Source organism: Serratia sp. CoH_134_PS_4 (genome assembly GCF_058190535.1).
Window position 1 is genome coordinate 1 of the sequence record NZ_JBXWKI010000026.1, and the last position, 20,397, is coordinate 20,397.

15 protein-coding genes and 1 pseudogene are annotated in these 20,397 nt (G+C 44.1%); 12 read left to right on the forward strand and 4 right to left on the reverse strand.

Annotated features, from left to right (window positions below):
• The first annotated feature begins 319 nt into the window (after window positions 1-319).
• Both AC2FCQ_RS24060 and AC2FCQ_RS24065 read left to right on the forward strand, forming a co-directional pair.
• Window positions 320-949: an inovirus Gp2 family protein gene (locus AC2FCQ_RS24060; RefSeq protein WP_046051744.1), complete on the forward strand. Its 630-nt coding sequence runs from the start codon at window positions 320-322 to the stop codon at window positions 947-949.
• A gap of 121 nt (window positions 950-1,070) precedes the next feature.
• Window positions 1,071-1,283 carry a helix-turn-helix transcriptional regulator gene (locus AC2FCQ_RS24065; RefSeq protein WP_080342191.1) on the forward strand — a complete coding sequence of 71 codons (213 nt, stop codon included), beginning with the start codon at window positions 1,071-1,073 and terminating at the stop codon, window positions 1,281-1,283.
• A 611-nt stretch (window positions 1,284-1,894) separates the two neighbouring features.
• On the opposite strand, the gene AC2FCQ_RS24070 is transcribed toward AC2FCQ_RS24065, so the two are convergent.
• Entirely contained in the window at window positions 1,895-3,655 is a 1,761-nt protein-coding gene (locus AC2FCQ_RS24070) for a YfjI family protein (RefSeq protein ID WP_413492480.1), read from the reverse strand.
• A 40-nt stretch (window positions 3,656-3,695) separates the two neighbouring features.
• On the opposite strand from AC2FCQ_RS24070, the gene AC2FCQ_RS24075 reads away from it, so the two are divergent.
• From AC2FCQ_RS24075 to AC2FCQ_RS24120, 10 genes and pseudogenes are all read left to right on the forward strand, one after another.
• The gene (locus AC2FCQ_RS24075) at window positions 3,696-4,244 is read left to right on the forward strand and encodes a UCP030791 family putative phage-derived protein (RefSeq protein ID WP_046051742.1); all 549 of its coding nucleotides are present in this window, start codon (window positions 3,696-3,698) and stop codon (window positions 4,242-4,244) included.
• A 153-nt stretch (window positions 4,245-4,397) separates the two neighbouring features.
• A complete protein-coding gene (locus AC2FCQ_RS24080; RefSeq protein WP_046051741.1) occupies window positions 4,398-4,961 on the forward strand; it encodes a DUF2913 family protein in 564 nt (187 codons plus the stop codon).
• 673 nt (window positions 4,962-5,634) lie between these two features.
• Window positions 5,635-6,242 (forward strand): annotated as a pseudogene (tssB, locus tag AC2FCQ_RS24085) (type VI secretion system contractile sheath small subunit).
• A 114-nt stretch (window positions 6,243-6,356) separates the two neighbouring features.
• Window positions 6,357-7,157, forward strand: coding sequence for an SANT/Myb-like DNA-binding domain-containing protein (locus AC2FCQ_RS24090; protein WP_052705595.1), 801 nt, complete (start codon window positions 6,357-6,359; stop codon window positions 7,155-7,157).
• Between the two features lie 120 nt (window positions 7,158-7,277).
• Entirely contained in the window at window positions 7,278-8,891 is a 1,614-nt protein-coding gene (locus AC2FCQ_RS24095; RefSeq protein ID WP_046051736.1) for a carbamoyltransferase C-terminal domain-containing protein, read from the forward strand.
• Window positions 8,892-8,994: 103 nt separating this feature from the next.
• On the forward strand, window positions 8,995-9,828 hold the full coding sequence (locus AC2FCQ_RS24100) for a glycosyltransferase family 32 protein (protein WP_046051735.1): 834 nt from the start codon (window positions 8,995-8,997) through the stop codon (window positions 9,826-9,828).
• A 24-nt stretch (window positions 9,829-9,852) separates the two neighbouring features.
• Window positions 9,853-11,970, forward strand: coding sequence for a family 16 glycosylhydrolase (locus tag AC2FCQ_RS24105; protein ID WP_046051734.1), 2,118 nt, complete (start codon window positions 9,853-9,855; stop codon window positions 11,968-11,970).
• A gap of 122 nt (window positions 11,971-12,092) precedes the next feature.
• Entirely contained in the window at window positions 12,093-13,325 is a 1,233-nt protein-coding gene (locus AC2FCQ_RS24110; protein ID WP_046052091.1) for an ABC-three component system protein, read from the forward strand.
• Window positions 13,306-13,971, forward strand: coding sequence for an ABC-three component system middle component 1 (locus tag AC2FCQ_RS24115; RefSeq protein ID WP_046051733.1), 666 nt, complete (start codon window positions 13,306-13,308; stop codon window positions 13,969-13,971). Before AC2FCQ_RS24110 ends, AC2FCQ_RS24115 begins: the two co-directional genes overlap by 20 nt.
• Window positions 13,946-16,279 (forward strand): AAA family ATPase, encoded by a 2,334-nt coding sequence (locus tag AC2FCQ_RS24120; protein ID WP_046051732.1) that lies wholly within the window; start codon window positions 13,946-13,948, stop codon window positions 16,277-16,279. The genes AC2FCQ_RS24115 and AC2FCQ_RS24120 overlap by 26 nt, the downstream gene beginning before the upstream one ends.
• A gap of 117 nt (window positions 16,280-16,396) precedes the next feature.
• Here AC2FCQ_RS24120 and AC2FCQ_RS24125 read toward each other — a convergent pair whose 3' ends face one another.
• The 3 genes from AC2FCQ_RS24125 to AC2FCQ_RS24135 form a co-directional block, all read right to left on the reverse strand.
• A complete protein-coding gene (locus AC2FCQ_RS24125; RefSeq protein WP_046051731.1) occupies window positions 16,397-17,347 on the reverse strand; it encodes a restriction endonuclease subunit S in 951 nt (316 codons plus the stop codon).
• Window positions 17,344-19,242, reverse strand: coding sequence for an HsdM family class I SAM-dependent methyltransferase (locus AC2FCQ_RS24130; protein WP_136345331.1), 1,899 nt, complete (start codon window positions 19,240-19,242; stop codon window positions 17,344-17,346). Before AC2FCQ_RS24130 ends, AC2FCQ_RS24125 begins: the two co-directional genes overlap by 4 nt.
• 627 nt (window positions 19,243-19,869) lie before the next feature.
• The coding region (locus AC2FCQ_RS24135) for a tyrosine-type recombinase/integrase (protein ID WP_490309151.1) at window positions 19,870-20,397 on the reverse strand (528 nt) is incomplete at its 5' end.

Genomic DNA, 20,397 nt, shown 5'->3' on the forward strand with positions numbered 1-20,397 from the left:
TTCCTTCTTCTATTGTATTTTCTTATAAAAATACGTTAATGCTTGTCGGGTTGGTAATATATTAATATAGATACACTCGTTGGTGTTTGTATGATTATATCAATAAGTGTATCAGACAGAGTAACGGTTATATAAGCAATTCCAGATAACAAACCAATTCAATAAATATGATCAATCAACAAAACTATACCTGTCGTGGTACCAGTAACACACATTCGCACTTAATCACTTCCTGGTATTACTCTGCAGAACAGAAAGTAATTTATTACTGACGGTGTATATCCTATTGAACAAACTCACTAACACAAGGTCTTTCATAATGAGCATTAATACCGACAGCTACGGTACATTGAACCAGAACTATGTTAAGCGTATTCAGGAGACTATCACTAAAGCCCTGAATGAGTATCCGCGTGTAATGGTCCTGAGGGTAGACCTTCGTTTGCCTGAGATTGAAACCGGTTCATATAAGTCTGACTCAGGAATAGTCACCCGTTTCGTTGTTTCCCTTAAAGCACAGATTGAAGCTGATTTACTGAAAAAATGTAATGCAGGTAAACGAGTTCATTCCTGTCATGTTCGTCATATCTGGGCAAGGGAGTTTAATGAGTACGGTAAAAAGCATTATCACGTGGCCCTGCTCTTTAATCGAGAAGCGTATGCCTATCCAGGAAGCTATACCAGTACGGATGGAGAATACACTCACAATCTGGCCATGATGATTATGGAGGCCTGGGTACGGGCGCTGGGACTGAATACTGTGGTTAATCATCAGCAATATTACCCCCTAGTAGAGTTTCCTGCCAGTTGTTACTACCACCTGAGTAAAAACCATAATGGCTTTACTGCCCAGTTATCAAATGTCACTGACAGGCTTAACTATCTGGCCAAGGACTACAGCAAAGATAATTCAGACAGCCAGCGTAACTTTGGCTGCAGTCAGTACTGATTAGGTCATAAGTATTTTTCTACTGGCGAAAGGAATGTTATGGCGGAGTACCAGGTTAACGATAAATCAATCATTCCTAGTGCTCCTGTCTTTCATTTCCTTAAGACAGAGAGAAATCGTCATGACAGATATAACAACCCGCAGCCTGCTCAGTGATAAAATGGTCGATATGGCATTCATTACGGAATTTACCGGGTGCAGCGATAAATGGTTTTACAAGTTGATTCAGGAAGGTTTATTCCCAAAGCCGATTAAGCTGGGGCGTAGTTCGCGCTGGCTTAAAAGTGAGGTTGAGGAATGGGTTCAGAAACGTATTGCTGAGTCCCGTGCATAATGCATCCTGATGTGCGAGCCGTATACCCCCCATAAACTCTCCTGTGGATCTTAAATATTTATGTAACCCTGTTTGTTATCTGGGTTGTTTAAATATTACAGATAGGCATGCGCTAATTATTCTTGTGTATTTATAATGAGAGCCTGTGCGAATGTTTTATGTGCACCTTGCAGGTCTCTCGTTTACAGCTTTTTGGAATAAACTAAACTGAATTTCGAGAATAAATGACGGAGCATGTTAACTCAGCGGTGATAGTGAGTTAAATAATCACCGGTCCAATACTGTAGATAAAAAGCACTTAACTAACCAGTGGTTCCTCACGATTCCTTGTAATAATTTCATAGCAATCTGGCGTGGTATAACAGTCACTGAAGCCAACGTTGACGTAATGCGTTGTGGTTTACTATTGTGTGAATTCTGTACGCATGATGTGCATTTTTTTATAAGAGCGCCGCTAAATCTGCTAAAAAAGAAAATTTTAGCAGCTTTGGCAGGCTGTAATGAAAACTCTCATCTCTTTTCTTGGCTGACTTCTGGCTATCAGCAGAATCCCACCGGACAGATGAACTCCACATACGACACTAATGTTTTGTAAAACATTTCGATAACAATTATTGCCATTGCAGTCTGTTGGAATCGTATCCACTCAGTGGTTGAGTGGCATTATTTCTGTAGCCCACAAGGTTGTATTGAGGGAAAAAATTATTCAGGGCAACTATATTACCATACGCATCGGTACCTGCCATCGAGATATAAAGCGCACGTTGTGGTGGGTAGCATATTGTGACAATCAGTCCCAGTTGAATGAGTTGATTCAGTACCGGTATTAAACGTTCAGCTTTTCTCAATCTAGCGGGGCCGTGAGTCTCAAGTTCATTTCTTAAAAATGGCTGCCACTGCTTCAGGTTTACATCCTGAAAGCCTCCGTAATAACTGGTGGCAACTTTCATTGTTCCTTTGGGATTGTTAAATCTGTTTTTTATCCAGTCAAACAACTCATACACATCTTGCTGTAACTGATACTGCTCGCTCAGTATGTAAAAATACTTGTCGGCCTGATTAATGTGCCATTCAGTAATCGTGAAGGCATCCCTCAGAGTACTTTCAGGGATGCCTTCTATTGAGCTGAAGCTAAATAAAGCGGCAATGCGTATTGCATGGCTGCCTGCTTTAGATACAAACTCTGCAATATGTTCCCGTGGTTGATTTTCACCAATACTTAATTGATACTGGTTTATCCTTTCTTCAAATAGCATTTTTGCGTTATCCGACAACGCTAAAGTTTGCTTCTGAATTGTGTCATCATAAAACCGTTCTTTTTGTTTCTGGAGGAAATGGTTAAATCGGGTAAACAAAGCATCAAGGGCGTTTCTGGATTTTTCCTGATTCAGGTTTATTCGTCGTTGCCCGATAGTGCTCGCGGTGTTCGTAAAAAGAAATCGTGCCAGAAAACCACTTGAAACAGCGCGCTTGCCATTTTTCTCTAAATACTCTTCAAATATTTCAGGTTGCACCATAAGTAAAAAGGTCAGGTAAGCATTGAGCCGTATACTGCCTTCTTTCTTTCGGGAAAGTGACAGTGGTTCGTTTTTCCATATTTTGTTCAGCAGGCCAAGGTTGTTTTTCAGGTGGCCGGTAAAGAAGGTAATGGCTTCATCAGCGAATACACCGGCATAGGGATATTCTTTTAATCCCTGAATAATCCCTTCGGGCGTGGCATCTTCATAGAACATTTCAAATGCCCTGGGTTTTGTCGGCTCTGCAGCCTGGTGTTCGCGAAGCAATAATTCTTCAACGTCACTGTCTCCACCATGTTTAGAGGCTTTCTGAAAATTGCGGTTTAACGCTTTTTCCTTCGAGGACCAGATAGCATGGTCTTTTTTATAAGCATCAAAGAGTGCTTCATATTCGGCATGCATCTCTGCTGCAAAAGTCTCGAAGGGCTCCATCATACATTCGCGCACCGGGCTCTTCCCTTCTCCTGATTTCGCCAATGTCAGAAAATACAATGAGCAGGGTTCTGGCTTCTTATTACCGAAGGGGGAAGCAACATCGATCAGCGGTTGCCGAGCTAGGGCGACAGCGGCCAGGACTGTGCTGCCAATCATTTCGACAGGGATCAGGGTGTCTTCATGAAACGCCGTTATCGCGTCACGTAAAACGGGCGGAAAAGCTTCAACAGGGTAGTTATTAACGTTATTCATTGTTATTGCCCACACGGCTAATCTGGATTCTATCTTCAGCAGGATAAAGCAAATCGGGCACCAAAAGCGAGTGAGCGAGTATTTTGCTTGTCGTGATCGCTCTGGTGCGGAGCCACTTCTGACCCACAATAACCCATCGATTAAACCTTCTGTGCCGCTATAAATCAATCCTCTGATCCTTGCTGGCGCAACGTTGAGAGTCTCTCATATGAATCATTATTTACCCGCTACAACCGCTAGTAATGCTACAGATGTAGCGAATACATGTGCTTTTCTGCAGCAGGCTGTTGACCATTACCCGCGACTGGTGGCATTCAGCTTTACGCTGAAATTGCCGTATCGTGAAACCATGAGCGATTACCGGTCATTGATTTTGCGTTTTCACACCGAAGTCTGGCAGCGGACCGGCCAATATTCGCGCCAGTGTCAGCAGGCACGCCATCATTCACCTCCCACAGTACTGCGCTGGCTGTGGGAGTCTGTCAGTGCACCAGAGTGTAAAATGGCGCTGCTGATGAATCTTGATACGCTGGGGGCCTGGCGCGATGAGGTCGTACAGCAGGAGATGAGCGTGATACTCAGAGAGGCATGGCGCACTGTGACGGGTACTGATAGCAACGTCACCAGTATGGCGTCTTTCATTATCAGTCGCACAGAAAGATGTTCATTTTCACAGCCATTCAGTCAGCTACAGACCAGGGTGAATGAAATGGTATCTCCCGTGATGACAGCCAGAACGGGTGTGGTTTGTCCGTGAAAGTAATGGTCTCTGTAAACAAAGGAGATGACAGTTAATTCAGGTCTGAAAATACGCACCTTATCCCGGACTTCCCCGATCTCTGCTGCGCCGATATAATTCCTGAATGAAGAAAACCCACGATATCCTCCCCCGGAACAAACCGTCACGGCACTGGAACATTTTGCATGGTGTGCGCTTGTCGCCTTACGTACCGCGCAGCAGGATGGTCATGCGTTGTCGCCACTCAGCACGCACGCATTTTTACTGCGCTGGTTAACGGTGGCGTATAAGCAAAAACGGTTTACGCGTTCAATCGCATCCGATATTGAGAGTCTGGTGGTGCTGGGGCGCCAGAAAGGTCTTGCCGCAAGCTTATTCAGTCGTCTGGAATATCTCTGGTCTTCGTGTGCCGGACCTGTGTCTGCAAAGTCGGATTTGTACCGGCTGACGTACGCAATTGAACAGCTTAAATCGCAGGGCTGGGTCAATGCAGCGGTGAGTGACGAAGACTGGGACAATGAAGCTCTTTTAGTTCAGGAATACATCGATACGAATGCACTGCTGGTAAGGAAGTCGGCTCTGACCTGTGGATTTTCGGAAGAGGACAAACTGGTTACACCGGTGGAATTTCTAGTGACGGGCAACCTGTCAGCATGTAGAGAGGTTTTTCAGGCCCATGTCCTACCGTCGGTCATGGTGGAGTTGAACCGGATCTCATTACAACCTGAGCAATAGGACAAATATTCTCAACGCATCAGTTAATCTGAAACTCTCTGAATGGCAGGTATCCTGATCGTGCTCACCTCCTGGTATTGAGGGATGTGTAAAGGGCTGTCGTGAAATTTCCTTTCTTCTGAAGAATACAAATAAGCCCCGTTTAAATGAATAATAAGAAATGATGAAAAACTGAAAATGTCGTCAATTTTTCACTTGCTCTGTCACGTTCTGCTTCTCATTTTTGATAAAAGTACAAAATCAGATATTTCACGTGCATGGTGGTATTTTGTACAAAACCTTCCCCTAAGCTAAATTGATCATTTGCTGCACACCCTTATCCCATAAGGCTTGAAGGGGTTATGCAGGAAAATTCTTATAAATCAGAAGGGTGATCTGTGATTGTTAAAAAATGAAAATGTAAAGCATTGTTACATTTTTTCATTTCCGTTCAGGCAGGGAACGTTCCTACACTCCGGCTATTGGGTCTTATCCGAAATTTTTCATTTCAGACAAATGCTCAAAAATACAGTATCGGCATGCTGGTGGATGGAATGCGCCCGCTTTTTAGTTCCGGGATTTTTATTTACGTCGGATGACGCGAACCGGAAAGTTGTTCTGGCAGGGTAATTTTTTCTTATTTATTTCTCACTGGCATTGACCGTTTCTATTACTCCATAGAACAGGGACAGCCATGTCTAACTCTTCCTTTCAGTCCGAAATCCCTAAAGCACGTATTAATCTCAAACTCGATTTGCATACGGGTGGAGCGAGCAAGAAAACGGAGCTCCCCCTGAAATTGCTGGTGGCGGGCGACTTCAGTAATGGTCAGGAGTCTGCCCCCCTGTCTGAGCGCAAAAAAGTTGATTTGAATAAAAATAATTTCGACTCAGTGTTGTCCGAATATTCCCCAAACGTCAATCTGACCGTTAAAAACACGCTGGCTGATGACGGCAGCGAAGACAACATCAGCCTGACCTTCCGGAGCATGAAGGATTTCACCCCGGAGCAGGTCTCACGTCAAATACCTCAGCTGAGGGTATGCTCAAACTGCAGGATCTGACGGCACAGCTCAATACCCTGGATAGGCAAAAAGGAAAGTATATTACTGTCAGCGAGCTGAAATCACAGGTGTTTGCTGCTACCCAGGCACTCAGTAAAACAGTGCCCGTTGAAGAACAGCTGCGGCAGATGAGCATTCGGGAAAACTCAGGGATGATCCCGTCCGCGCAAAAAATCCAGACAGAGCTGCGCCTTAAGCAGCTAATCAGTAGCTACTCGACGGTGACGGCAGATCAGTAGGCTGTTACCCGCATTCTGTTATTGTGTAAAACTGCACTGGGTTGATCAGATTATTGTCCCTGCCTGCTGACAGAATCTGCAACAAAGCTATCACCGGAGTAAGGATAAGAACCGATGCCAGAGAAGACGCGGCGAGGCCGAAACCATCTGTCCCCATGGACGGTAAAAGAGATGAGTTCTCTTGAAAATAAATATGGAAAATTTTCTGCTCAGGACATCGGTGATACGTTGGGGAGAAGCGCAGGAGCCGTCAGAGGAGTAGCGCGAAAATTAGGGTTATCCACTCCCCGGCCTCCGGTGTGGACGGAAGAGGAACTGGCGCTTATTCGTGTGAATTATTACAAGGGTATTATGTTTGTTCATTCGCTTCTGCCAGGGAGAACAATATATGCAATTCGCATTCAGGCAAGCCTTATGGGCGTGACGAACGCCTCCTGGGGCGACGAGGAACTGCGGTATCTTGAGGCGCATCATGGCAGTGTGCCCATTGCGAGAATAGCGGCATCGCTGGGCCGAAGCGCCAAGGGCGTCGCTGATATGGACAGAAAAATGGGCCTGGCAAAGCGACCTGAAACCATCAACGTTCCCTGGTCAGAGCAGGTACTGGAAATATTGTGGGCCCATTACGGTTCTGGTGCATGGATAACGCGTGTACAAGCCCTACTTCCGGGACGCACTAAGGGAGCAATCGGTGTACAGGCCAATAAAATGGGAATAAGAGAATCCCAGAACTGGTCACCTGAAGAAATTGAAATTTTGCGAGAATACTATCCTTATCCAGGTTCAGAAATTGCCAAAAAATTGCCTCACCGAACTGTGGCAGCAATTAAAACTCAGGCCAGTCGGCTGAAAATAAAGAAGTTTCATAACAGGAACGTGATTTTCGATTCCAGTGTGAAGGAGGTTGATGAATAACAAAAAATACGCATCTAAGTGTATCGGTAAAGCCAGCGATGTTGTGCGTTGAAAATGTATAAACTAATACAAGTAAGAATGGATGACTAACTTTTAATTACATATAGAGGTTATGAATTAATGAAAATTCTCTCTTATAATCCAGGTCATGATGGTGCTGTGGCATTTCTGGATAATGGACGATTAATTATGTCTATTGAAGCAGAAAAAGATTCTAACCATCGCTATTCTCCACTGGGTATTTCGGACGTATTAGATGCTATTGGTGAAATCGACGATATACCAGATGTAATTTGCGCAGGGGGATGGTGGCCCAGGGATCATGATGAATATTTAAATGGTTCGAAAATTAACGTTGGTTATCGGGGCATCTCAGATACAGATGTCATGGTTTCAGAAAGACGATTCCTAAAGAAGAAAATTAAATATTTTTCGTCTTCTCACGAGCGAGCACACATACTTTGTGCATTTGGCATGTCAGACTTACCAAAAGGAACATCCTGTTATGCTTTGGTTTGGGAAGGAGGAATCGGAGCATTCTACGAATTAGATGCAGATCTGAATATAACGCTCATTGGCGATGTTCAAAATCAGCCTGGTAACCGCTATGGTATTGTTTATGGATTAGCCGATCCAGTTTTTTCCAAAGACAGTGCCTACCCTCGCTTCTCAGATGCCGGGAAACTTATGGCGTTGGCATCTTTTTCAAAGAGAAGTATAGCCTCCCCGGAAGAACAAGAACTCATCGACTTTCTGTTGAATGGCCCTGCCAGAAAACTTTGCGACTATGCGAATATTGAAAAAGCTCCGCACTATAATGTTGGTTTGGACGATAAAGAATTTCGTAACTTTACTGGGATATATAGTGATGCACTGTTTAACGTTTTTTATCAGTTTGCAAAAGACAACTTAAAGAAAAAACAACCACTTATTATTTCTGGTGGATGCGGTCTGAACTGTGACTGGAATACTAAATGGAGGGAGACAAAGCTTTTTTCTGAAGTTTTCGTTCCTCCTGTTGCTAACGATTCCGGTGTTGCTATAGGCACTGCGATTGATGCTCAGTTCTATTTTACAGGTAATCCTAAGATTGAATGGGATGTTTACAGCGGATTAGATTTTAGAACGGATAATACATTCTGCTCAGAGAAATATGATGTCTATAATGTCGACAATGATCAGGTTGCTGATATGCTGGCTAACGATCTCATCCTTGGTTGGGTGAATGGAAAATATGAAATAGGTCCACGCGCGCTGGGCAACAGGTCCATCCTTGCTGCTCCTTTTCAGGAAAGTACCAGGGTTCGTTTAAACGAAATCAAACAACGTGAACAATTTCGCCCAATTGCTCCAGTTTGTCTTTTGGAGGACGCTGAAAAGTGGTTCGGCTGTAATAACGAAAGCCCATATATGCTCTTTACGCATAGAGCAAAGACTGAAACCCTTGCAGCAGTCACGCATGTTAATGGCACTGCACGTATTCAGACCGTTACAACTGCAACAAATAGTAATCTTCATAAATTACTTTCAGCATTTAAAAATCGGACTGGTTATGGTGTCTTGTGCAATACATCTCTCAACTTCAATGGGAAAGGTTTTATAAACAATATCAATGATCTGGCTGTATACGTTCAGGAGCATCACCTGGATGGGTTTGTGGTGGAAGGTCAGGTATATCTTTTAATTGATTCATCACGTTATCAGGCATATAAGGAAAGCCAGTTATTTTTATGAAAAATAAAGAGCTACCCTGAGCCAGTTCATTTCATTGTTGAGGACAAAATCTGGAGAGGACTTCATGTATGCTGTTCACAAAAGTTGATTTAATAGGGGGAGTATGAATTCATATCGAACGGGTTTTGAAGAGGATGACGACTTACGCTCTTCATTCATCCGGGATCTTACGCTGCAGCAACTGGAACATCCTGCTTCATTACATACTAATAAGCAGGAGTTATCGCCCCTTATTCCCAAGAAATTGATTCGCTACTGGCATGACCAGCACAATGTACCGGAAGACGTTATGGTTTGTCTCAGAAGCTGGGATCGGCTTCTTGATGATGGTTTTGAATGTAGTATGTTTAACGATGAATCGGCAATGGCATATATTGCCGAACAATTTGGCGCTAAAGAGCGTAAAGCCTTCTCCCTTTGCTATCATCCGGCAATGCGCTGCGACTATCTGCGTATGTGCGTTTTACTTGTTGAGGGGGGATTATACGTTGATGCTGACGATGTTTTACTTGGCGACAACTGGAAATATCTTTTCCATGATGGGACACTCAAAGTACAACCTTTATGTTACGATATTCAGTCCTCTTCAATGGTTCCTGCTGCGGATATCTGGAGAAGTGATTTACCGACGACTGAGCGCATTTTTTACATTAATAATGACCCTATTGTGGCCCCAGCAGGCCATCCGGTTCTACAGAGTGCGCTTATTAGGGCGACCGAAACGCTACTGAGTGATGTACGTTCTCCCGAAATTCAATCAACAACTGGGCCAGGGAATTTCACTGCTGCACTGGCAGCACACGCTCACAAATTGATAAGGGAAGGGAAGTCATTCGATTTCGAATTGTTACGTGATTGGGAAAAGATTGCAGAAACGCGTTGGGATCTGTCCTACCGTAATGATGAACGTAACTGGCGTAATATGGGCTCAGCCTGATCCCACATATCAAGGACAGAATTAATGAACCTTCAGGATGCTTCAGGTGTTTTGCGCAAGGTATTATTCAAAATTTCACGTGTAATAATAAGTATCTTTCCTGGTCGTAGGATCCCCGTTTTCGGTTCAGGTCCCGAAATGATCGGTTCAATTGTTGTTATTAATCTCGATCGTCAACCCGGCAGGTGGCGGAGGTTGAGCAGAGAGCTCAAAAGATTCCGGACTTACGATGGTTTTCCACTAGCCTCTATCATACAGCGGTTTTCTGCCGTGGATGCCAGGGATGGTCGCGCGAGTGCCGCAACGGCTGACGTTGATTCGGTCTACTGTATTGGTGATCAGCTTTATGTCCAGCCGGATGCAAGGCTGGAGGCACATTTCAGCAATGATGAACCCATCAAAATGACCAGGCAGGAGATTGCTGTTGCAAGGTCACATGTGGAAGTATGGAAGGCTATTGCTGCCGGGGATAAGGAATATGTTCTTGTCCTTGAAGACGATGTATGGTTTCGGTTGGGGGCTGTTGCGGCTATCACAAGAGGCTGGCGGGCCGCTATACGAGAGTGTTCAGAGGATCACGGGCCGCATTTACTGTATATGTCTTATGAAGATGCAGGGGGAACAGCTGAACGTATGACTTGCTGTGGTGACCTCTTCAGGCCCGTAAGAGGACTGTGGTTTCTTTCTGGCTATGTGTTATCACGCGATGGAGCGGCAGCTCTGTTGCAGGCAATGCCCGTGGTTGGTCCAGTGGATCTCTGGATGAACTACCGCTTTAATGAACTTGGCGCGCTTGCGCTCTCAAAGCCAGCTATTTTGCAACGACAGGATGGTGCTTCCGATAACGCCTATTCCGTACTTCCTTACCTGGCCCGCGCAGGGATTGTTGATGCAGGTACGGGATTGATGGCTCCGGATCAAATTGACTCATGTTCAGTGATGGCCTGGACTGCTGGCGGTTCACGAGAGGGGCTGGCGATGGCTCTGGCTATGCTGGGGCTGCGGGTTTGTGTATTCGATGCTGATGAAGAGGAAATCCAGCCCCAGGAATTGCTGAATCTTTTTACGGTATTTGATGTTCTTCTTGATGTTCCGCTCACTCCTGAAACTTTTAATACTGTGCTTGCAAGGGCCGAAATAAAATTCATTGTGGAGGCGGGGGCTAAACAGAGGTTTAAATTTGAACTGAAGTCTTTACCTTCATTACGCTCGGTATTCTTATCGGACCTTGAGTCTGATTTTCAAATGTGGGATCCGCTTTGTACTCTGCTCAATCTTCCGAGGCCTGCACAGGGGTACCCTATTGGTGCACCGCGTGGATCCCGATTATTCAGGTGGGATCGGCTCTGTGATTTATCTCATCAGGATCAATTTGAGTCACCTGAAACATGTTTTTTACTGGATGTTTCACCCTGGGTACTACCTCCTCAACATGGGTGGCGCCCAGCACACCTCTCAGGTAATGAGATGCATCCTGTGGGCAATTGTCTGTTATGTACAGATATGGCGACTGAAACGCCATCCTTCATTGGGCTTGTCGAAACTTTTCCTGGCAATATGGCTTCGTTTTCTAAGGAAAACCTGGTCTGCGATGAGGACGGTACGCATCTAACTATCAGTGCAATACCTACCGGCAACAGGCCGTACCGCGCGGGAGCCTTCGCATCAAAACAATCTTTTGAATACGGGCGGTTTGAGGCAGAAATTAAAGCTGCTCGCGGTTCTGGTCTGGTCACCGGCTTCTTTCTGCATCGTGATTCACCAAGGCAGGAGATAGATATTGAAATAGCGGGTGATGCTCCTGAGAGCATGTTAGTGAATGTCTATTTCAATCCTGGCGACGAAGGAGCAACTTTAGGTTATGGATACAGAGGATCCCCATATCGTGTAGAACTTGGTTTCGATGCCTCTCTGGATTTTCATCGCTATACCATTGACTGGCGACCAGACCGGATCGTCTGGTCTGTCGATGGGAGAGTTGTGCACGAGCGCGCCAGTTGGGATCCCACACCAGTTCCGCATCTTGCAATGCGTTTACATGCAAATCTCTGGGCTCCTCGCTCGGAAGAACTCGCCGGGAGAATTGATATTCAGGCTTTGCCAGCAACGACAACCTTTAAAAATATAAAGTTGTGGGAATGATTCATAAAGGACTCGATGAGGACTTTTTTTAACTTGTATCTGAGGTTTGCGATACGGCCACCGGCGGCAGCAGAACAACGCCGATGATAACTGACGACTTGCTAATGATAAAAGGAGGTTATGTGAGCCAAGAAGATGATGAGAAGTATCCAGCTAGCGCCGTATCCTCGTGGAGCGGCTTCGTTTATCAAGGGAAAATTGCGTTATATCACTCTCTTAAACTGATTCACGATAACGATCTGGACTTCGAGCTGCAGCTAGACAGCAGTGACGACTTCGCTATTTATAAAAACGGAAAACTACACACCGCCCATCAAGTCAAAGCTAAGATAAGTAAATATCGAAGTGGTTATATCAAGGCGCTGGAACAGTCAACTTTAATCGAACACGATAAAATCAAGGGGACAACGCGTTACTTCCATGTATCTGTCCCGCTAGATGAGACAGGCGATCACAGAGGCACTAGCGGAGAAACAGTAAAATTCTATCGCTATGGAGACAACTATCATTGTGGTTTGGATGAGATTGAAGGACTGACCAAAGAACTCATAAAAAAATTATGTGAAAAACAGTCAATCATTGTCAGCGATAACCTTATAAATTTTAACTACTGCTTACTGTCTGAAAAAATTAGCACCAAGGCAATACATAACCATAAATTGAATCAAGTTGACGGGATCTCAGAAGACAAAGCCGCATACGAGGGTCGTATCAAGGCCAGGAGTATTTTAACGGAACTGCTGACCGAAAACCCCTACCAGAATAGGGATTACTATGCAGTTGAATTAAAGGCCAGGCTCCAAACCCATTTAGAAGAAAGATTGGATCAGATGCTACCAACAATGAGTGATGCCACTTATGAGAGAGCCAGACTTCTGAGTGAGCATATTCGCAAAACGCACATCAACGAATTAAAAACCCTTTGCCAGATGATGAAACCATCCGAGCGGTTTCAAGACGTTCAGAAGAACGACATCCGGCGATACACCAAGCTGATACAGGCTATTTCGATGGAACCTATATTCAACCATCTTCCACACTATCTTGACAACGTAAATCGGTTCTACGTACCTACCGCTCTTGACGTGGATGAAAGCGAAGAGTGTGAGTTTGACATGATCCGTGAAATGAAAAACAACGGAGACCTGCTGAGACTGCTTTTTGAGTACAACCATTTAATCGCCAGTAAAGCGGAAACCTCATTCACTTTTAATACAAAATTCACGAGCTCGGATGACTTTGACAACAAGCAAACCACTGAAAAGTTTGAGAGCAACATCACCAAGTCGCTATGCATTAGTGTCATAACAAAAGACGACGCGGAGGAACGACTGAATGATAAAACAACTCATTAATGAAGCACTTCTGGCCCATGACTTTGTCAGTAAACTCGACATGGACAACACAAGCTTTTATATTCGCGAGTCTGGATCTGCTATCAGGTTCGCAGTCCTACATAATCTTGACGATCTCCTGGATCCGGCCGAACTAAATAACAGAATCAATCAACTTGCTCCTGACGAATTTCTCAGAAACCCAAGCTTTAAGAAAAACTGCGACTTGATTTGTATTCATCGCCTTGATGTTCTGGCCAGGTTTAAGGATCACGAAGAAGAAATCTTCGCAATTGAGGAAGATCCGCACTTTTATAAAAAATATGTCCTCTATTACAGTGTTGCGGAAGAAAGCGTGCTCGCTAATTTTACCTATGACAAACTGTTAACGGTGATTGCTGACCAAAAGGAATTTCTTGAATATAAAGAAAACCCTCTTGTCGCCACACAATACAGTTTCGCTGCGAAGACCTTTATCAAGCTTCCATTCTTAGAACTACCTAGTCATCAAGGGAACCTTGTGTCCTTGAGGTTGCAAGCTGCTGAAGCTGTAGCTGAAACCGACCTGAACGATATATATTCGACTATCCAGCAAGTCACAGACAAAAACGCTGACGACTTTATCAAGGAAATGATTCGTAATGAAATGGCAAATATCCAGGATTGAAGTCTCTAGTTTCAAAGCATTCAAGAATATTTTATTGGACCTTGGCGGGGCGTCCTTGCTAACTCTTGACGGCCCAAACGGTTATGGCAAAACAAGCATTTTCGACGCAATCGAACTGCTGCTTACCGGCCAGATCAATCGAATACAAAATCTATTCAATACATTATTAACCAGGAACAAGAGAGACTATGCAGACAATCTCTTCTGGAACAGTCGCTCTGGCGATAACGATCTCTGCATCAAGATTGAATTCATTAATGATGGTCGCAAACTTGTTTTAGCCAGACATTGCCCTGCGGCGATATTCAAAAAACCAGCAAACAATCGTGCAGACAAATATGGGAACTTCAGGCTTTATGAGCTACCAGAATTTGAATCATCTGATTTCACCAAGAACAATCTGCGCGACAACAACTTCCTGGACGAAATTTTCGGAAAAAATTTCAGGGAAAACTTCTCTTTCCTTAACTATCTCGAGCAAGGACAAAACCGGCTGTTACACACTCGGGTAGACGAACGTAAGGAGAAACTTGGAAACCTCTTTAACATCAGCGATGTTGAAGCTGAGATCGAAAACTGCAACACTATATACACTAAACTTACAAGGTACATCAACAATCCGGAACGCACGGCAAAAGCTGTATCACTTAAAGAAGAGATAGCCACCCTAAGAGACTCTTTGCAGGCAGAGGCTGGGATCATTGAGTACAAAAAGCTCTCGACGACTGATGTTCAACCTGGATGGGACAAGGAGATACTGTTCTCATCGTATTCTGCGGTAGACCATGCAGCCTACCAGGAATCAGTTCGTAAGATTATTGCCCTTCTGCCACTCAAAGCCACGATAAAAACCAGGGTTCACAACGAGACAATCGATGCTGCCATCGAGCGTAACGAGGAATCACTGAGAAGCCTGGCTCGGTTCGGTAAAGACCTTGGTAAGCTTGATGGGCTTGAAGCTATCAAGCAGGAGATTGATGAATTAGAGCGCTCAGCAAACATCATCAAACGCGGTGCTAAGGTCATCAAGGTCGAAGAAGCCCGATCACTACCAAACTGGGAAGATGGGCGCCTTGAGTGGTTTGAGTCACAAATTCAATCTCGAAACAGACTAGTAGAAAAAAGCAGCACCAATGCGAACGTCGTAGCCGAATTGGAACATCTGAAAAAGCAACTGCTTGAGGAACATAAAAAGTCCTATCCCGACGATAAGATGTGCCCCCTCTGTGGCGCTGACTGGGAAGATCACAAATCAATGGTAGATGCCATTGAAGCAAAAAATAAGCAGATCTCTGATTCGCTAGGGCAGGACGGTAAAGGCTTAGTTATCCTTATCGCTGCTATGGACGCTGAGCTGAAACTCATCAACACCCACATACAAGACCGCCTGAAACTTCTTACGCCTACCTTTGAACCAAATCTTCATGTAGCGCTGAGCAGAATTAAGCTTCGGCTCCCGGCAATTATCCAGCTACTGGAGAAGCTGCAAAGTGAACATATTCAATTTACTTACGCATTCACGGAAATTGATGACGTAGTAGATGAGCGATTTGAAAAGCTTAAGGAGATTCTAAGAAATAAAAAACAGGTTGAAGCTGATGCCTTAGCGCTGCCGGAGGACTGGCGAGAAACCACAAACCGCGCTTTCAAAGACCTACAGGACTTCTATATAGTCACGGCTGAAGACCTGAAGGACAAAGAGAAGTACATATCGATTAAAGCTAATGAGGCTCAACATTCCAGGCTCCAAACCTGTATTACCGATCTTAAAGTTATCGAAAAAGAAACTAAGGCAGCCCAAAAAGCACAAGATAAAGTCGAAAAGCTCCGCAGCACACTGAAGAAGACAGAGCAAAGTTATACCGACCAGACAATTTCGGCTATTGAGTTCATATTCCACATCTACAGTGGCCGTCTGATCCAAAACTACCAGCGTGGCCTGGGCCTGTTTATCGAGAGCCGAGAAGGTACGCAATTGAGATTCCTGACTGCGGAGAAGTCTGAACACGACGCAGTTATGTCCATGAGCTCTGGCCAAGTGTCCGCCCTTAGCCTTGCCTTCTTCCTCTCGCTCAACAAAGTCTATTCGCAGGTGCCTCTAATCCTGATTGATGACCCGTCGCAATCACTGGATGAAGTCAACGTTGCATCCCTGACCGATCTACTCCGTTGTGAGCTCAAGCATTGCCAATTAGTTGTCTCCTCCCATGAGGACGATATCTCGGCTTATATGCGCTACCGGTTCGACAGAGCGGGTTTGACAACAAGCTCACTCAACATGCAGCTCTTGGCGAAAGAAGCTTCGTAAAAGCTATCTATGGCCGCCTGGTAGAGCTGGGTGGCACCACTACAGAGGCCTTCCGACAGGCCTCGTGGTGAGTAAAGAATTTGTCTACGGGGGGAATATCAATCCATTTTATCATCTTTAGATGGCAGCGCTGAATGGTAATGTCTTAATATATCGTTCCATTAGTAACCAATCTGGCTCACCAGTATCATCGACTGGCAAGAATATTAAGGATTCTTTCATCCTGGCTATCCCCCACTTCCTGCCGTAACTATAACGATATCTCTCCTTCTTAATGAGGGCACATAAAAACAAGGCAACGTATTTGTTCATGTTAAATTTAGGCGTAAATATGTGCACATCTTCAGTTGAGCAAAAAGGCTTGTCTTGATAAAATGCGTTTGCCACGCTATTTCCGTTACGAACGACAGAAATAACTCCTGCTTGATGCATTGGAACGTGATCAGTTTTGCTTGTCACACCGTTATTAAACTCTGAGGCGCTAACAAAAGGATGTTTACCTCTTCCATTTAGCTCTTTTTTCCTAGGCCCACGCCCTCTGTCAATCTCAAATATATCATCGTACCTGAAGGGTTTAAATGAGCTAACATCAAGCTCAATAATTTCATCGAGCAAACATTTTGAAATGTTATCGGCAGCAGAAATATTGGCGTGCTGTACCCATTCAGGTACCGATTCTAACGATGGGATTTTTATCTCTGCAAGAGTTCTATTTGCTTGTCGTCCATAATTAAATCTATATTTGTTGGCGCGTAAGCAGGCGCAATAAAATATTTTTTCTTGGCTAGACATATCCAATCTTGCAGTTAAATAATATATATCTCTGCCACTATAAAAGGGCTCAGACTGCAGGAAAGACTCCATGACAGAACCTCCGCACGCGACTGTAATAGAGCCAGCAGGAAGGGGGGGGACACCTTCAACTAGACATACTCTTGCAGAAACACCATTGTTTTTTGCTGTTCTGGATACAAACGATACACCTTCGGGATCAATAGTTTGTTTATTTAACTCTAGGTTTGAACCATATTTAACTTCAAACAAGTCTGAGACACTTACAAGTTTCACTCCGATGCCTCCAAATCATCCTCAACTCCTAAATCATCGACTTCAGGAGTTTCTTCATCCCTCAATATATTGAACACTAAGAATTTCTTCACAGCCGCTTCAAAGTCAGCCTTAAGCACGCTGGAATAATCTGTCTCCATGTAAGCCTCTGCACACCACTCATCGTCAGCCGTGACCTGTTTCTTCACGCACAAGCCTGGGATGTCTTCTCTATTCTTATATGAGTGAAGCCATCTATCTCTGATGTTTTCCCAGCGGCCTGATATATCTGTCCGACCTTGCTGTTTAGTTTTCTCAAACCCATCATCTTTCCAGTATCCAAACCAAGTTTTTTTACCCTCAGCTTCATGAGGTTTGTGGGCAGTGAAAACCATAATGCATGTGATTGTTCCCACAGGAGTAAAAAGCTCGTCAGGCATGGACATAACAGCTTCAAGACAGTGCTTAGATAATAAAGTATGCTTTGTTTCATGTGGAGTGATTACGCAAGACATCGGAACTATAGCGACTCCAACCCCTCCGACTCTCAAACAATCAAGCATGTGCTCAACAAACGCTAATTCGTGAAGGCCTTTTCCTTTCTGAGCATAGGGGGGGTTAATCATTCCTATATCGGGCTGGCGAGAAATAATTTCTTTAGTAATCGCGTCATCAAAACAGCTGCCTTGGTGTAGATTAGCTTTTCCATCACCGCGAAGAATCATATTGCTAGCCGCGAGCGCATACATATTTGGTTGCTGCTCTACACCTATTAATCCATATTGTTTCACCCTTGCTTTTTCATCCTCAGTTATGCATTTTTTAAACATCTGATGCATTGCGGAAACGAGAAAGCCACCAGTACCACAGCAGGGGTCAAAAACCGTACTATCTTTCTGCACATTTGCAATACGCGAAAAAAGATCTGTTATATGACGAGGGGTCAGAACAATGCCAAGAGCCTTTTTATCCCCACCTGTGTATCTCAAAAACTCGCCATAAAACTGCCCTATGATATCATAATCATGATATACGCTTATGAATGGCCATGCATGAGTGTTGATTTTGTCAATCAAGTTATAGAGCGGACTCTCACCTGTAAGTTTATCCGCTCGACTCAATTCTGGATGAACACGTAAAAATGAGTACGGCTGAATCATATTTTGTTTTTTTGCATGAGGGATGTCAGACTTTTTGATTTCCTCCTCAATTGCATCACAGAGTTTCTCTGGCAGCTCGTCAGGTGTGTAAATAGGAAATACTTTTGAGAACGCGATATTACTCAAAGCAATCAGGACTCCGCTTACTAGAAGTGGCTTTTCACTTTCGCTGAGCTTTGCATAATCACGCATGTAATTGTGAAGTTCTTTCGAAAATGACATTAAATCCGAAAGGCGACCTTTTTCAACTTCTGGATCGTATGTTGCATGTTCAATGAGATTGTCAAAACTTATTATTTTATCAATTTGGGTGCCACTTTTGTTATTCAATGGCTTACATTCGGGAATAAAACCTGCAACACTTCTTGGCTGTAGATATGTTGAAATACGCAAATTAGATCGCGTCTGACCGCTACAACCTATAGCAATGACATTAAACTCTTTTGCTAAATAACGTGCGTAATGAATAGCACCATCAACAGCAAAGTCTTTAGGACAATCCAACAGCTCACTAGCGTGTTTTTTGTTATCTGCCTTGCATTCAAAAACAATCACAAAGTCCTGAACTTTTTTTGATTTTATTATGAATTCTGGGGCGCCCACACCCCCTCTTCCAGTCTTACTCGCACTTCTCAGCAGATTTTGTATTTTCGTATTTTGACTTTTCTGCTCTTCAATTATTATATCTTCATGATCAAAATAACCTAAATTCCTCAGGGTATCCCTAACGATGTTTTCTGTAATTCTTTCGTTCATTTTAACCTACAAAAAAATAAATTTCGCATGAAAACCTCTTTACACCTTAGCTCATTCAGGCATCAAACTCACCTTCAAATGCCGCTCATCGGTACTTTTTAATGGAACGTACTAAAGTGCACCTACCTAACCCCTTCAAAACGAATTCCCTAAGGACACCGAATATGAGTTATTACAAAACCAGTAATTTTAGCACTAATACCCTTCCCGTCCTATGATAATTCATCGTTAACTAAAACAAGCAGATGCACAAGGTGTCTCTTGCGGATGGGGTACTTGTTCCAGCATATCTTCGTCCTCGGGTTGCTTCAATAATGGGCATTTCATTTATACCTTGCTCTTCTTTTGGCCACATTTTGGGGAACTAGCAAGCTGCATTTTGCTAAAGCCGTTAACATGCTCGCCCGATGGCTGCTTGCTTTGAGCATTCACTTTTGGCCGATAGTAAAGCTTAGATTGAGGCTGACTTCTGGCACTAAGCTGAGCTTTATAACCGGCTGTAGAAGAGGTTACATGTATGAAAAATCATGAATGCAATCTTTGTTCAAAAAATAAAAACTACCTCTGTTAAGCACCCCCGAAATGGAGGTGCTTAACGTGAACTATTCTGACAGGTTTTGGGGGCAGCTATCTGAACTGGAGTTTTGCAAAATCAAAGGGGCTTACTGATTTCTCAGCATTTGCATCTAAAAAATCAGCCCACCATTGCAGCATCAACCTGCGCTCATCCAGAAACTCCGCTTTATGAATATAAGCCGCACGTACGCCATTTCGCTCCTGATGGCTCATCTGGCGTTCAACTGCGTCCCTGGACCACAATCCTGACTCAATCAACGAACTGCAGGCCATTGCCCGGAATCCATGACCACAGACATCGACCTTTGTATCGTAGCCCATCAGTCGCAGTGCGTTATTCACGGTATTTTCACTCATGGGTTTCCATGGATTGTGATCGCCGGTGAAAATCAGTTCATGTTCTCCGCTGATCGTGTGGATCTGCTGCAGTATATTCAGCGCCTGAGTGGAGAGTGGCACCAGATGCTCTGTACGCATCTTGGATCCACGATGTGAGTACTTAACCCCTTCAATAGGTTTCCGCTCAGGAGGAATGGTCCACATGGCTTTCTTAAAGTCGATCTCAGACCACCTGGCAAA